The sequence below is a fragment of the Prevotella sp. P5-126 genome (assembly GCF_002251185.1).
Taxonomy (GTDB): Bacteria; Bacteroidota; Bacteroidia; order Bacteroidales; family Bacteroidaceae; genus Prevotella.
In genome coordinates, this window is sequence record NZ_NPIZ01000031.1 from 1 (window position 1) to 15,161 (window position 15,161).

A 15,161-nucleotide genomic window follows, 5' to 3' on the forward strand; every position below is an offset into this window, starting at 1 on the left:
TACCTCTTCGACAGACCGATTCTACCTTTTTACAACAAAGGTACGAAACTGTCTTTAGCAATCATAGTTTTACCTTGATTATTTAACATTTATGCGACTGCGTCGCATTCTTCTGCAAACTTAGAGTGTGATCCGTGTGACATTAAAAATTTCTGTAGTTTCTATGTGATATAAAGAAAAAGGGAAGCGTCTTCACAGATTGCTTCCCCCGAGGAAAATGATAAATATAGATTAAAATTACTAGTTGCGTGGTACAAAGGTACAATTTAATTTCAGAATAGCAACACTCTGACAGCACCAAAATGCATTTTAAACACGTTTTTTAACCATTTATGCATATTATAAGTGTGCTATTAACATTTATTAAGCGCCTCATAGATGCGTTGCACCGGTAATCCCATCACATTGAAGTAACTGCCATGAAGGGAAGTCACGCCAATATATCCGATCCACTCTTGAATGCCATAGGCACCAGCCTTGTCGAAAGGACGATATGTGCGGATGTAATAATCAATCTCGTCGTCTGACAATGTCTTGAAAGTGACATCAGTAGTGACAGAAAACGATTCGCGATGATGACGGGTAACCAGACACACTCCGGTTGTCACCTGATGGGTTTTACCACTCAGCTTGTGCAACATGGTGCGGGCCTCTTCCTCATCGGCTGGTTTGCCGAGCACTTCCTGTCCTACAATAACCACGGTATCGGCTGTAATGACAAGTTCGTCATCATGCAGGGTCGGCAAATAGGCGTCTGCTTTCTTCTGCGAGATAAATCCTGCCACCTGATCTACGGGAAGCGATGGTGGATAACTCTCGTCGATGTCGGGTATTACCCTTACCTCAAAATCCACATCAATGCCTGCAAGTAATTCGCGACGACGCGGAGAATTGCTTGCAAGGATTATCTTGTATTTGCTGTTTAACATCATTTGTCGTGTCCCTTAACTTCTCTCTAACTTCCCTAACTTCCCTTAACTTCCCCACATGCGAAACTGAGGGAATTGATTGAAGTTAAAGAAGTTATCACTCCCTACGGTCGTTCGGGAAGTTAAGAGACAATAGCCTTTTGCCGTAAGACGTAGGACATTTGTCCCTCTAACTTCCCTCTAACTTCCCTAACTTCCCTTAACTTCCCCACATGCGAAAGTTCAGTAAAGGGAATTACCACCCGAAGGCTTTTTCATTCTTCAGCCATTTGCCTTGTGCTTTCAATACTTGCTCCAATACGTCGCGACCGCAGCCGTAGCCTCCATCGTAGTCGCTGACATAAAGACTGGCTGCCTTGACTTCGGGACAGGCGTCGTGCGGACATACAGGACAGCCTGCCAAGCGTAGCACTTCGAGATCGGGTATGTCATCGCCCATGAACATGACCTCTTCGTCGGTCAGTCCGTATTTCTCCTTGAACTGCTGATAGACCTTGATCTTAACGGATGCTCCAAGATGGATGTCTGTCATTCCCAGGCCTTCATAGCGTTTGCGTACTGACTCGATAAGACAACCTGAGATGATGGCCACACGGAGTCCCATCTTCACCGCCAGTTGAATGGCATAACCGTCTTTGATATTGACGGTACGCAAAGGGGTTCCGTCGGCACCAAGTGAGATGGTTTCGGCAGAGAGAACTCCGTCCAAATCGAAGATTACGGCTCGAATCTTTTGTAAATCGTAGTTTATCATTTTGTCAATGCTGTGCGTTGTATGTCTTTGGAAAACTCTTCATAGATAGTTGCCAACCAAGGTGTAGAGGACAACAGATCGAGATGGTGGGTGACCACATTCATGTCGTTGCGAACGGCAGGACCTGTCTGTGCTTCAACAGGAGTGAGCTGATGGACTTTTCGCGCTGTCTCGTCGATCAACGGCAACATGACACGGAAGTCTATGCCGTGACGTTGCAACACCTCTGCCGACAACGCATAACAATGGTTGGCGAAATTGCAGGCAAAGACGGCTGCAACATGCAGGTATTGGCGGTCGGCGCTGGACAACGGATAGACTTTTGCCTTGATGCTGTCTGCCAAGGCTAAAGCGGTCTGCAAGGTCTGATCGTCGCTTCCCTCTACAAACAAGGGAATGACTGAGAAATCGACCAACCGCTCCTTGGAAAACGACTGCATGGGATAGAACACTCCGTAATGGCGGGCATGTGCCAACACGTCAATAGACATGGATCCTGCGGTATGAAAGAAGATTTGTTCTTCCCTACCCTTCACCACTTGTCGGGCTATGTCTTCAAGGGCATTGTCGGAAACCGAAAGGATAAAGGCGTCTGCCCTAACAGGCAGTTTGTCTATCCTGTCGGTAGGACACGCACCAACACGCTGCGCCAGTTCCTGGGCAGACTGCATGGTACGACTATATACTGCCACGATGTCATGGCCCACTTGATGGAGGGCAACGGCAAGATTGGTGGCGAGGCGTCCTGCGCCAATCAATACGATCTGCATCAGAACTTGTTGAGGTGTACGTTCTCCCACTTCAGCCGGTCTTCATTCTGAGGCTTGCGTTCGTCTGCTTTATGACCGACTGCCAAGATGCAGAGGCAATGAAGGTTTTCGGGAATGTCGAGCACACCCTGGATAACCGTATCGGCACTTGTACCGTCGGAAAGTCCTCTGCCTCTCATCTGCACCCAGCATGAACCAAGTCCGAGGGCCTCTGCCTGATACTGCATGGAAATGGCAGCAATAGAACCGTCTTCCACCCAACAGTCGTTCTGCAGAGGATCACCCAGCACAACAATGGCTAATGCAGCACCCTTCAGAAACTGTCCGCCCAAATCTTTGGCGTCGGAAAGTTTTTCCAGGTCGGTCTTGTCGTCAACCACGACAAACTGCCAGGAGCGCTGCCCCTTGGAGGTGGGTGACATCAGTCCGGCACGCAATATTGTCTTTACATCGTCTCCGTCGATTTCCTGTTCGGTAAACTTACGGTGGGAACGACGCATCTGTACTAAATCCTTAAATTCCATATTCTGTGTTTATAACTTATTATGATGGGATTGTCAACAAGGTCCGTCCAGATCAGATGCTCAGTTCATCAAGCACCTTGATCAGTCCTTTGTTTAATGGTTTGTCGCTGCGGATGGCTTCGCTGAATGGCACAAAGACCACTTCGTTATTGCGCACGCCAATCATCACATTGCGCTGGCCCTGCATCAGTGCCTTGATGGCTCCTACGCCAGTACGGGAGGCCAGGATGCGGTCGTGGGCGGAGGGACTTCCACCTCGCTGCAAATGTCCCAGAATAGATACTCTCACGTCAAACTCAGGGAATTCCTTCTTCACACGGTCTGCATAGTAGAGCGCACCGCATTTCGGACTCTCGGAAACGATGACGATACATGATTTCTTAGACTTTCGGATGCCGCGCTCCATGAAACGTGCGAGCTGATCGACATCGGTAGATTCCTCAGGAATGATGGCTGCCTCTGCACCACAGGCAATGGCTGAGTTTTGAGCAAGGAAACCAGCGTCACGACCCATGACTTCGATGAAGAAGATGCGTTCGTGGGAGTTGGCAGTATCGCGAATGCGATCGACACACTCCATGATGGTATTCATCGTAGTATCGTAGCCGATGGTTGAGTCAGTACCGTAAAGGTCGTTGTCAATAGTGCCTGGAAGTCCCACTACGGGGAAGTCGTACTCCATAGCAAAATTGCGTGCACCGGTCAACGAACCATTACCGCCGATGACCACAAGGGCATCTATCTCTTCCTTGATACATGTTTCGTATGCCTTCTGCATGCCTTCAGGAGTCATAAACTCCTTGGAACGGGCAGTTTTCAGGATGGTACCGCCTCGCGTGATAATGCCACTCACATCCTCAGTCGTGAACGATTTCACTTCGTCTTTGATCAGTCCGTCGTAACCGCGGTAGATGCCTTTTACACTAAGTCCATTGCAGATACCCGAACGGGTGACGGCGCGAATGGCTGCATTCATACCGGGAGCATCTCCTCCCGATGTAAGTATTCCTATTGTTTTAATCTTAGACATAATAATATGGTATTAATGAGTTATCCTTCTTAATATTATAATAGGTGTAGTTCTGCCCACAAGACGGCAAGTCCCAACAACCATCCTACTGCAACTTTCGATGTGAGATGGCGCAGATACCATCCCAAACGAACATGTTCCATCTTCATGAGTGCCACACCGCTGACTGATCCTACACAAAGCAGGCATCCGCCTACAGCCGTTGAGAACACCATAATCATCCAATATGCTCCGTTTACCGCCATCTCCCCACTCTCTGCCAGAGGATAGAGCATGATATGGTTTAAGCCCACGGTAAAGGAGTCTGCCACGGCACTAAGCAGTCCTGCTCCAATGCCAAGCAACCAATTGCTATGGAATGTTTCTGCCAACCAAATGCCTATATCGCCAAGCACTCCCGTTTCAAGCATGACACCCATGCCCATCATGATTCCCATGACAAACAAGATTTGCTGGATGGTGCCATATTGTAAGGCACGGGGGATGCGACGCTGCGCCATCTGATCGGCATTCATCAATCGGCGGTTGAAAGCTTCGTTGACAAGCCAAAGCACGCTCAAGACGCACAAAGCGCCTAAGAAGGGGGAGAGTTTGGTGATATTGTGAAATGTTGGGATGAACCACAATCCGCCGATGCCCACAAAGAGCATGACCAATCGTTGCCAACGGTTCAGACGAGTATCGTCACCACGGTAAGGAGAGGCTATCCACTCGGTATCAAGGCGGTCGGGCAACTCACGATTGATGAGCATGGTAGGAACTATCCAGGCTATCAGGGCAGGCAACAGCATATAGGCTGAGAAATGGCTGGCGGTAACCACGCCATCGCCCCATAGGATAAGTCCGACGGGATCACCTATTACCGTAAAGCATCCGCCACAAGTTGCAGCAAGCACAATGGCAGAACCTACGAGCATCCGTTGGCGTCCGCTCTGCAAAACATTATTCATGATGACAAGCATCATCGTAGTGGTGGTGAGGTTATCAAGATTGGCAGAGATGATGAAAGTGGCCAGGGTAATGGTCCACAGTAATCGTTTGGAGTTGCGTGTCCGGATCCATTCGGAAATGAAATCGAAGCATCCGTTGTTGTTCAACAGTTCGATAATCGACATGGTGGCCAACAAGAACATAACGATTGCCGCAGCCTTGCCTACATACTTCAAGAAGACATTCTCGCAAATGAAATACTTGACTGTTTCACTATTTGGAGTGCGGCCTGAAAGGTATTCGAGGTAATCCGCAGGGTGTTGCTGCATGACAAAGTCTGTGCCATAACAAACATAGACCACCCATCCAGCCGTGCCAAGGAACATGGCAATTGCAGCTTTGTTGACACCGGTAAAATGACCAGTGGCAATCAGCAAATATGCCGCAACGAACATGAGTACGATAATCAGTGTCATAGGTTTACGCCTTTTATTTTGTTGCGACTACAAAGGTAGGCTATTTTCAGCAAATGCGCAACGTTTTTGGAGAATATTTCAATCACGGTCATCGAGCACAGGGAATTTTTCACGTCTTCTTAACAGTTCTGACTGGGAGAGTGCTACGCTGACTGCCTCTGCTGTATCGCCAAGAGAAACCATCGTGCGACCGATAGGATCAATGGCGCAACTCCCACCAATATAATGTGTGACTAAATCGTCACCGACCCTGTTGACTCCTATGAAATAGGATTGATTCTCTATAGCCCGGGCGGCTGTAAGTATCTGCCAAGCCGATTGGCGACCTTGGGGCCAATTAGCCACCAAGAGGATGACATCATACGCCCGATCGTCTGCATAACGTATCCAGCAGGGGAAGCGCAGGTCGTAACAGGTCAGCAGAAGGATTCTCATTCCTTCATACTCGACAATGGTGTGATGCTGTCCGGGAGTATAATGTAGGTTTTCGCCGCCATAAGAGAAAAGATGATGCTTGTCATAATACGCCACACGGTCATGGCGTCCGTCAACAAAATAAAGTCGGTTGCGATATGCCCCTTCATCATCTCGTACGGCAAGACTGCCACAGATGGCACAACGGCGCCGTGCCGCTTCTTCCTTCATCCACTGCAAAGCCACGCTATGCTTTTCATCTGGAACATTCTCCATGGTGTCTGTTACAAATCCGGTACTCCACATTTCCGGCAAGACATATAAATCGCTTCCTGGCTGGGAGTCCATAAGAGCTGTTGCACGCAAGATATTCCCGCGTTCATCCATCCATTTAGAGTCAATCTGTAACAGCGTGACTTTCATCTTTTTAACGCCTTATCAATAATTCATTTGTTTAATAGACATTTTGCCATTCAGCGATACAACGACTTCTGCCTGATAACAACTGGCATCATCTGGAATTCCTATGGTTGCCAAGAAACGGAATCCGTCGGCACCGACCTTATCATATTCCAAATTTCCCAATACCGACTGTTCCAAGACACCTTTGGGCACATATTTTTCAAACATCTGTTTGCGGAAATCCTGTGAATAAACGCGTACTGAACCCTGGAAGATACTCAGATGGATAATATTGTCGTAATAGACATTCTCCACTTGAAGTCCGTCGTCATTATAACTGTTTTTCGTCACCTTGTATTTGGACGGATTGACTGCCACATAACAATGATAGCGGTTTTTGTCGTACATCACCACGGTATCGGTCTTTGTGATCTGTCTGCTTGTAAGAACCTTGCCGTGGCGTTTTCGCTTAAAGACATTCGCGTCTTCCGGATCGGTACTCTTGACAAGTTTCACCACGTCACCTCCGGCATTCTTGAACCACAATACATGGGGCATTTGCTTGACGATAGGATATTTGATGTCGTTGTCGCCAATACACAAGGTGTCGTTGATCACACGGAAATAGGCAGGCACACTGGTAGAGTCAGAAAAATAGACGGTATCACCCTGCATCTTAAAGACCACCATCTCTGATTCCTGATCCATCCAAACGCCTTGCAACAACTGTTTGGCTTGCTTGCTTTCCGCACGCTCTTCTACTTGACCAGCCGATTGTTGTTTACAACCGACAGATAGAAAGACAGACACAACGAGACAAAGAATATATTTCAATTTACACATTCACTTACCAATACAATGATATTCAAATCCATTTTCTTCAAGTTCCTCGCTATCAAAAATATTACGACCGTCGATGACCAGCGGGCGTCGCATGGCCTTACGAATCACTCCCCAGGTGGGCAAGCGAAACTCTTTCCATTCGGTCAGCAACAGAAGTGCATCTGCTTCAAGTACAGCGTCATACATATCACGACAATAAGAAATACTATCGCCGATACGACGCTTACACTCTGCCATGGCCACAGGGTCGTAGGCACGAACCGTACATCCTGCCTCAAGCAGCAATCCGATCATGACGAGTGCTGTGGACTCACGCATATCGTCGGTTTCCGGCTTGAACGAAAGTCCCCAAAGGGCAATCGTCTTACCTTCAAGCGACTCTCCGTCGAAAGCACGTTTCAGTTTATCGAAGAGTATGCTCTTCTGACGCTCGTTGACGCGCTCCACCGCCTTGAGCACCTCCATGGAATAGCCGTTTTGATCGGCAGTTTTGATCAGCGCCTTCACATCTTTAGGAAAACAACTTCCACCATAGCCACAACCTGCATAGAGGAACTTGCGTCCAATGCGGGTATCTGCTCCTATTCCTGCACGTACCATATTGACATCCGCACCCACGCGTTCACAAAGGTTGGCAATATCGTTCATAAATGAAATACGCGTGGCAAGCATGGAATTGGCTGCGTATTTAGTCATTTCCGCAGACGGAATATCCATAAAGATGACACGGAAGTTATTGATAAGAAATGGCTTATAGAGTTTTGTAAGCACCTTCTTGGCCTGTTCACTCTCCACACCAACCACTACACGGTCGGGAGACATGAAATCCTTAATAGCATTTCCCTCTTTGAGGAACTCAGGATTAGACGCCACATCGAAAGGAACATCCACTCCACGCTTGGCAAGTTCTTCCTCTATAGCCTTGCGCACCTTACGGGCCGTACCAACAGGAACTGTCGATTTGGTAACCACAACCACATAATGATTCAGATTCTGACCGATGGTGCGTGCAACCTGCAATACATATTTAAGGTCTGCAGAACCATCCTCATCGGGAGGTGTTCCAACAGCCGAAAATACAATCTGCACATCATCAAGTACAGCAGTCAAATCGGTAGTGAACTTCAGACGACCGGCTGCCACATTCTTCTTAACAAGTTCGTCAAGTCCGGGCTCATAAATGGGAATCTCCCCATTCTTAAGTCGCTCGATTTTGCCGGCATCAACGTCCACACACGTCACATTAGCTCCCGTATCGGCAAAACAAGTACCCGATACAAGACCCACGTAACCAGTTCCAACAATTGCTATATTCATATTCCTTAATTATTATTATAAAGAGACTGACATAAGCCACCTATCTCTTTTTTTGTGGTTTTATGTTTGCAAAAGTAACAATTATTCTTTTAATACGGAAATTTTTTTTTGCTTTTATAGCGCTTTTATCTTTATTTTTATTTGTAATTCTCGTAAAAAATGAGTAATTTTGCACACGTGATTGAACTGAAGAGACATTTAGAGATATTGTTGCTTGACAACGATTGCGTCGTGGTCCCCGATTTCGGAGGCTTCGTAGCATATCATGTATCCGCACATTTTGACGAAACAGACAATACGTTTATTCCGCCAATGAGAACTCTTGGCTTCAATCCGCAACTCAAGATGAACGACTCGCTCTTGGCGCAGTCATACGTGGAAGCCTACGACATCAGCTATCCCGAAGCCATACAACGCATCGAGAATGAAGTGGCCGAGTTGCGCGAAACAATCGCTCAACAAGGATCATATATACTCGACGGAATAGGTACGCTGTCAGGCAACGATGAAGGCGGATACCTCTTCACACCCTGTGAAGCAGGAATTTTGACACCAGACCTTTACGGCTTAAACACCTTCAACCTTGCTCCAATAACAGAAAGCCTCTCTCTTGCCGACACAAACCAAAAGACAGAAGAAACTGCGAAAGCCGACGTTCCTGCTCCAAAGGTACAAGCGCCCGCAACTCAAACAAAGAGCGTTGCAATCCCCCAGCCCACCCTTACTGAGATCTTGGATGAAGACGAAGACGAAGAGCGGACCATCAGTATCAAACTCTCGTGGATTCGCAATACCGTTGCCGTGGCTGCATCTGTCATTCTCTTCCTCATGATGAGTACGCCCATAGCCAACAGCAACTATAGTTCGCAAGCCATCACAGGACTAAAGCAAGACATGGTCTATCAACTGGTCAATAAAGATGCGTCTGACAAGCCGGCTATTGCAAAGTCCGCAGTGGAAACGATTCAAGAACCAGTAGCTGACGCCACAAATACGCAAGAGCTCAATAGCGAGCCGGTACGTAAAATAGAAAAAGAGGTTATCAGCGAAAAAAGCGCAGAGAAACCGACTGTGACCCGTCCAAGCAATACCGCACGCCCCTACTGTTTGGTTCTGGCAAGTCGCGTGAAGAAGGCCAATGCCGAAGAATTTGTAAAGAAGCTCAAAGACCGTGGATTTAAAGACACGGAGATCTATATTCACAACAATGTGGTAAGAGTGACCTATGGACATTTTCGTACTGAAGACGAAGCCTATAGTGAACGCAACAACCTCCGCTTTGAAGATGATTTCACCGAAGCGTGGGTTTATAAAAAGACTAATGTATGAAGCGTATCCGTTGCCCAAAATGTGATGCGTATATCACGTTCGACGAAACAAAATACGAAGCAGGACAATCCCTGGTATTTCAATGTGCCGAATGCGGAAAGCAGTTTGGCATAAGAATCGGCGTTTCAAAACTCCGAGAAACTCAACGTAAGGAGAACGAAATTGCCAATGCACAATTCTCCAATCTGGAAACAGACTGCGGAAGTATTGTTGTGATCGAAAACGTATTCCACTACAAGCAAGAATTACCACTACGCATGGGTGATAATGTCATAGGACGCTATCAAAAAGGAAATCCTATCAACACAGCTTTCGAAACTGTTGACCCAAGCGTGGACCTCAATCATTGTACCATCACGGTAAGTCGCAACAAGCGTGGCGAACTGCAATATACACTCAGCGACAACAACAGCAATACTGGAACATTTGTTGACAATGTAGAGCTTTCGCCTCGTGAGCGCAGACGTATTGAAGACGGAACTCTCTTCACCCTTGGTGCAACAAGCATTATACTGCGCACCCCACAAAAGGAAGAAGAATAATCCCAGTCATATTTCCACCTCGCAGAACTTTACAAGCAAATAAGTATAACTTACTTATTGACAAAAACATAATACATATCAGGTAATACAACAGGGTTGCCTGATATGCATCTTCGTATTCAAAATTTACGTCAAAACATACTTACGATTTACCTTCCACATCCGAACGCCACATCCCGACCCCATCCCGACGGCTTCCCGAAGCCGAGAGCAGAGTCAAAAGTTCACTTTTGAGCTTTGCCGAGGCAAAGAAGACCAGGTCAAAGACCGCCAGCATTTACCCACATAAAGAATGCAAACAGCATTATTATGCAGAAGAAATTGCAGAATAGCCATTTTTCATTCATTACCTTTGGTAATGTAACAAAAAAACAGTATCTTTGCAAGGAATTAAATCAAAGATACAAACACCCTTAAAGAAAATGAAAAAACCAACAGCCATTCTGCTCCTACATTGCCCCGACCAACAGGGCATTATCTCTGAAGTGACCCGTTTTATCACAGACAACCAAGGCAACATCGTATACCTCGATCAGTATGTTGACAAACAAGACGGGATGTTCTTCATGCGAATTGAATGGGAATTAGAAGGCTTCACGATTCCACGCGAAAAAATTTTAGAGTATATCAACACACTCTACGCACAACGCTACCAGATGACCTGCAACCTATATTTTTCTGACAAACGCCCAAGAATGGCCATCTTCGTATCAAAAATGAGCCATTGCCTCTACGACCTGTTGGCACGTTGGAAAGCCGGAGAATGGGAGGTTGACATTCCATGCATCGTATCCAACCACGAAGACCTGCGCTATGTGGCAGAGCAATTCAATATTCCATATTATGTCTGGAGCATCAAGAAAGACCACTCCAACAAAGCCGAGGTAGAGGCTGCTGAAATGGAACTGCTCAAGAAAGAAAAAATCACTTTCATCGTTCTCGCACGATACATGCAGATCATCAGCGATGATATGATTAAGTCCTACCCCAACCATATCATCAACATCCACCACTCATTCCTCCCGGCTTTCGTAGGCGCAAAGCCCTACCACCAAGCATGGGAACGTGGTGTGAAGATCATCGGAGCCACCAGTCATTATGTAACAGCAGAACTCGACGCAGGCCCCATCATCGAACAGGACGTGACACGAATCTCCCACAAAGACACACCAGAAAGCCTCGTGCTGAAAGGTAAAGACTTGGAGAAAATCGTGCTCTCACATGCTGTGTCCAAACATATTCAGCGTAAAATTCTGACATTCAAAAACAAGACAATCATATTCTCATAATATGCAGGTAGCCATCGTAAAATACAATGCAGGCAACATCTTCTCGGTAGTCAACGCACTACGCAGACTGGATATAGAACCCCTGCTGACCGACTCTGCCGAAGCGCTGCAACAGGCAGACAGGGTGCTCTTCCCTGGACAAGGTGAAGCACGCGGTGCCATGGAATACCTCAAGGCTCGACGCCTCGACGAAGTAATCCGCTCGTTGCGCCAGCCCGTGCTCGGCATCTGCGTCGGCCAACAACTACTCTGCCGCCACTCAGAAGAAGGCAACGTCGATTGCATAGGAATCTTTGATGCAGAAGTGAAGCGATTCTGCCCACAGCATCACGAAGACAAAGTTCCCTGCATGGGATGGAACAAGATTATCAAGCCATCTGCCGACACGACCGGACACGATACGCCTTGCGCCCTCTTCAAAGGACTACCAACCTTCGGACCAAGCGAAGGAGAGGCTTACGCCTACTTCGTTCATAGCTACTATGTTCCCCTCTGTCAGCAAACGGCTGCCGTGGCAGACTATATCCTCCCCTACTCGGCAGCACTTCAAAAAGACAATTTCTATGCCTGCCAGTTCCACCCGGAAAAGAGTGGAAAGACAGGCGAAACAATCCTCAAAAACTTCTTGGCCCTATGATAGAACTCATCCCTGCCATTGACATCATCGACGGACAATGCGTCCGACTGACCAAAGGTGACTACAACCAGAAGACCGTCTATCACAACCGGCCTGCCGACGTTGCTGCCGAATTTGAAAAACTCGGTTTCAAGCGCCTCCATGTCGTTGATCTCGATGGGGCAAAATCCAAACATATCGTCAACAAGGAGGCACTACAGGATATCACAACAGAGACACAGCTCACCGTAGATTTTGGAGGAGGCATCAAAACCGACGACGATATCGAGAAAGCATTCCGTCATGGAGCAAGCATGGTTACCGTAGGATCCATTGCCGTGACAAATCCAGAACTCTTCATCTCATGGCTGGAGAAATACGGAGCTGAACGCATGATTCTCGGAGCGGATGTACGCAACGGAATGATTAGCATCAACGGATGGAAAGAGGACTCTGCAGAACCGCTGCTTCCCTTCCTCAAACGCTACATCGACGCAGGCGTCAAATACGTACTATGTACAGAGATCTCAAAAGACGGAACACTACAAGGGCCTGCCATTGACCTTTATCGTCAGATCATGGAGACTTACCCCCAACTGCATCTCATCGCAAGCGGAGGAGTATCCTCACTCGACGACATCAAAGCACTCGACGCTGCAGGAATCCCTGCCGTGGTCTTTGGAAAAGCCATCTACGAAGGACGTATCGACATGAAAGAACTCATGGCTTACCATAACGCCTCGGCACAATGACAACATAAGAACAACAAGAGAATATTCAATAATATGGGACTTGCCAAACGAATCATACCTTGCCTCGACGTAAAAGACGGACAAACCGTCAAAGGCACCAATTTCGTCAACCTCAGAGCTGCAGGAGATCCTGTGGAACTGGCTAAAGTATATAGCCAGCAAGGAGCCGACGAACTGGTTTTCCTCGACATTACCGCCTCCTACGAAGAGCGCAAGACCTTTATAGAAATGGTCACACGGGTGGCACAGGAAATCAATATCCCCTTCACCGTCGGCGGAGGCATCAACGAACTTGCCGATGTGGAGCGCCTGCTCTATGCCGGCGCAGACAAGGTGAGCGTCAATAGTGCGGCCTTGCGAAATCCGAAACTCATAGAAGATATTGCCAACCGATTCGGTTCTCAAGTCTGTGTATGCGCCATCGACGCTCGCAACGATGAGGACGGATGGCATTGCTACCTCAAAGGCGGAAGAGAACGCACCGAACACAACCTCTTTGAATGGGCACACGAAGCACAAGAGCGCGGAGCAGGAGAAATCCTGTTCACAAGTATGGACCACGACGGAGTAAAAACAGGATTTGCCAACGAAGCCCTGCGCCAACTCACAGACAACCTCTCCATACCCGTCATCGCAAGCGGAGGAGCTGGAGCGATGGAACACTTCCGCGACACTTTCATAGAAGGACATTCAGACGCAGCACTCGCAGCAAGCGTTTTCCACTTCGGCGAAATCGCCATACCGACACTCAAACAGTATTTACACCAACAAGGCATCAAAGTAAGATTATGAAAATAGATTTTGAAAAAATGGACGGCCTCGTGCCTGCCATCATCCAGGACGCAACAACAAAAAACGTGCTCATGCTCGGCTTCATGAATGAAGAGGCCTATAAGAAAACCATCGAAACAGGTCATGTCACATTCTGGAGCAGAAGCCGTCAGACCCTTTGGACAAAAGGTGAGACGTCTGGACATTTCCTCAATCTCGTCAGCATCAAAAACGATTGCGACAACGACACGCTCCTCGTCAGAGTCAATCCCGTTGGACCTACCTGCCACACAGGTACCGACACCTGCTGGGGAGAAGACAACGAAACAAGTCCCATACTTTTCCTCACTGAACTGCAGGATTTTATCGACAAGCGCAAAAAGGAAATGCCTGAGGGATCTTACACTACAAGCCTTTTCAACAAAGGCATCAACAAAATATCACAAAAAGTTGGAGAAGAAGCACTTGAAACAGTAATAGAAGCCACAAACGGTACTGACGAGCACCTGGTCTATGAGGCATCAGACCTGCTCTACCATCTCCTCGTCATGCTTACCGCCAAAGGACTCCGCATCGAGGATGTCGCAGCAGAACTGCAAAAACGCCATGACCCCAACTGGGACAAAAAACGCCGCCAAGAAAAGGCTAAAGGAACTATGAAATAAAACTTTTTAAAGCTTCCATATATGCTGATAGACTATAAAAACGCCACCATCCGCCAAGATGACGGGTCTCTCGTACTCGAACATGTGGATTTCCATGTCAACGAGGGCGAATTCATCTACATCATCGGTCGTGTAGGTTCAGGAAAGAGTACACTACTCAAAACACTCTACTTCGAACTCGACTTGGACGAGGCAGACAATGCCATGGTTTTCAACCACGATATCCGCAAATTGAAACGCAGATACGTACCTGCCTTGCGCCGACAGATGGGAATTATCTTCCAGGATTTCCAACTCCTGAGCGACAGAAACGTTCACGACAATCTGCAGTTTGTGCTCAAAGCTACAGGATGGAAAGATAAGGAAGAAATCGAACAGCGCATCAGCGAAGTCCTTGAAGACGTTGAAATGACAGAAAAAACAGAGCGAATGCCTCACGAACTCTCCGGCGGAGAACAGCAACGCATCGCTATTGCACGCGCCATTCTCAACAAACCTAAGGTTATCATAGCCGATGAACCAACAGGCAATCTTGACCCAGAAACAGCCAACAACATCATACAGCTGCTGAGAAATGTTACACAGACAGGAACGTCCGTGGTAATGACTACCCACAATATTCCTTTGCTGAAGGATTATCCTGGCATCGTCTATCGTTGCTGCGGAAAACATCTCGAACTGGTTACCGACGATTACAACAAGATCATGATGCTCTCCGACGATACTGACAGTTCGCAGGAAACATACAACAGCGGATATGAAGTGCGAGAAGACCTGTCTGTTTGAAGCAAAATACAAAGTAGAACAA

The 15,161-nt window shown here is 47.3% G+C and carries 17 protein-coding genes; 8 read left to right on the plus strand and 9 right to left on the minus strand.

Annotated elements, in window-relative coordinates:
• Positions 1-353 precede the first annotated feature (353 nt).
• The 9 genes from CIK90_RS02560 to CIK90_RS02600 all read right to left on the minus strand — a co-directional run bounded on the left by CIK90_RS02560 (position 354) and on the right by CIK90_RS02600 (position 8,389).
• Complete coding sequence (locus CIK90_RS02560; protein ID WP_094439047.1) at positions 354-929, minus strand: Maf-like protein; 576 nt, start codon at positions 927-929, stop codon at positions 354-356.
• A gap of 235 nt (positions 930-1,164) precedes the next feature.
• Positions 1,165-1,683 (minus strand): HAD family hydrolase, encoded by a 519-nt coding sequence (locus tag CIK90_RS02565; RefSeq protein ID WP_094438921.1) that lies wholly within the window; start codon positions 1,681-1,683, stop codon positions 1,165-1,167.
• Positions 1,680-2,483 (minus strand): Rossmann-like and DUF2520 domain-containing protein, encoded by an 804-nt coding sequence (locus CIK90_RS02570; RefSeq protein ID WP_371595899.1) that lies wholly within the window; start codon positions 2,481-2,483, stop codon positions 1,680-1,682. Before CIK90_RS02570 ends, CIK90_RS02565 begins: the two co-directional genes overlap by 4 nt.
• Entirely contained in the window at positions 2,453-2,977 is a 525-nt protein-coding gene (locus tag CIK90_RS02575; RefSeq protein ID WP_094391048.1) for a nitroreductase family protein, read from the minus strand. The genes CIK90_RS02570 and CIK90_RS02575 overlap by 31 nt, the downstream gene beginning before the upstream one ends.
• Before the next feature lie 52 nt (positions 2,978-3,029).
• Entirely contained in the window at positions 3,030-4,007 is a 978-nt protein-coding gene (pfkA, locus tag CIK90_RS02580; protein ID WP_094391049.1) for a 6-phosphofructokinase, read from the minus strand.
• Positions 4,008-4,042: 35 nt separating this feature from the next.
• Positions 4,043-5,413 carry an SLC13 family permease gene (locus CIK90_RS02585; RefSeq protein ID WP_094464281.1) on the minus strand — a complete coding sequence of 457 codons (1,371 nt, stop codon included), beginning with the start codon at positions 5,411-5,413 and terminating at the stop codon, positions 4,043-4,045.
• A gap of 78 nt (positions 5,414-5,491) precedes the next feature.
• Complete coding sequence (locus CIK90_RS02590; RefSeq protein ID WP_094464282.1) at positions 5,492-6,250, minus strand: nitrilase-related carbon-nitrogen hydrolase; 759 nt, start codon at positions 6,248-6,250, stop codon at positions 5,492-5,494.
• Positions 6,251-6,265: 15 nt separating this feature from the next.
• Complete coding sequence (locus CIK90_RS02595) at positions 6,266-7,072, minus strand: DUF4738 domain-containing protein (RefSeq protein ID WP_094464283.1); 807 nt, start codon at positions 7,070-7,072, stop codon at positions 6,266-6,268.
• Positions 7,073-8,389: a UDP-glucose/GDP-mannose dehydrogenase family protein gene (locus CIK90_RS02600; protein ID WP_094391053.1), complete on the minus strand. Its 1,317-nt coding sequence runs from the start codon at positions 8,387-8,389 to the stop codon at positions 7,073-7,075.
• Between the two features lie 159 nt (positions 8,390-8,548).
• On the opposite strand from CIK90_RS02600, the gene CIK90_RS02605 reads away from it, so the two are divergent.
• The 8 genes from CIK90_RS02605 to CIK90_RS02640 all read left to right on the plus strand — a co-directional run bounded on the left by CIK90_RS02605 (position 8,549) and on the right by CIK90_RS02640 (position 15,139).
• Positions 8,549-9,718 carry an SPOR domain-containing protein gene (locus tag CIK90_RS02605; protein ID WP_094464284.1) on the plus strand — a complete coding sequence of 390 codons (1,170 nt, stop codon included), beginning with the start codon at positions 8,549-8,551 and terminating at the stop codon, positions 9,716-9,718.
• On the plus strand, positions 9,715-10,260 hold the full coding sequence (locus tag CIK90_RS02610; protein WP_094464285.1) for an FHA domain-containing protein: 546 nt from the start codon (positions 9,715-9,717) through the stop codon (positions 10,258-10,260). The genes CIK90_RS02605 and CIK90_RS02610 overlap by 4 nt, the downstream gene beginning before the upstream one ends.
• 422 nt (positions 10,261-10,682) lie before the next feature.
• A complete protein-coding gene (purU, locus tag CIK90_RS02615) occupies positions 10,683-11,549 on the plus strand; it encodes a formyltetrahydrofolate deformylase (RefSeq protein ID WP_094391056.1) in 867 nt (288 codons plus the stop codon).
• 1 nt (position 11,550) lies between these two features.
• A complete protein-coding gene (gene hisH, locus CIK90_RS02620) occupies positions 11,551-12,186 on the plus strand; it encodes an imidazole glycerol phosphate synthase subunit HisH (protein WP_094433975.1) in 636 nt (211 codons plus the stop codon).
• Complete coding sequence (hisA, locus tag CIK90_RS02625) at positions 12,183-12,917, plus strand: 1-(5-phosphoribosyl)-5-[(5-phosphoribosylamino)methylideneamino]imidazole-4-carboxamide isomerase (protein ID WP_094391058.1); 735 nt, start codon at positions 12,183-12,185, stop codon at positions 12,915-12,917. The genes hisH and hisA overlap by 4 nt, the downstream gene beginning before the upstream one ends.
• 33 nt (positions 12,918-12,950) lie before the next feature.
• The gene (gene hisF / locus CIK90_RS02630) at positions 12,951-13,709 is read left to right on the plus strand and encodes an imidazole glycerol phosphate synthase subunit HisF (RefSeq protein WP_094433974.1); all 759 of its coding nucleotides are present in this window, start codon (positions 12,951-12,953) and stop codon (positions 13,707-13,709) included.
• On the plus strand, positions 13,706-14,353 hold the full coding sequence (hisIE, locus tag CIK90_RS02635) for a bifunctional phosphoribosyl-AMP cyclohydrolase/phosphoribosyl-ATP diphosphatase HisIE (protein ID WP_094391060.1): 648 nt from the start codon (positions 13,706-13,708) through the stop codon (positions 14,351-14,353). The genes hisF and hisIE overlap by 4 nt, the downstream gene beginning before the upstream one ends.
• 21 nt (positions 14,354-14,374) lie before the next feature.
• Positions 14,375-15,139, plus strand: coding sequence for a cell division ATP-binding protein FtsE (locus CIK90_RS02640; protein WP_094391061.1), 765 nt, complete (start codon positions 14,375-14,377; stop codon positions 15,137-15,139).
• Positions 15,140-15,161: the final 22 nt, after the last annotated feature.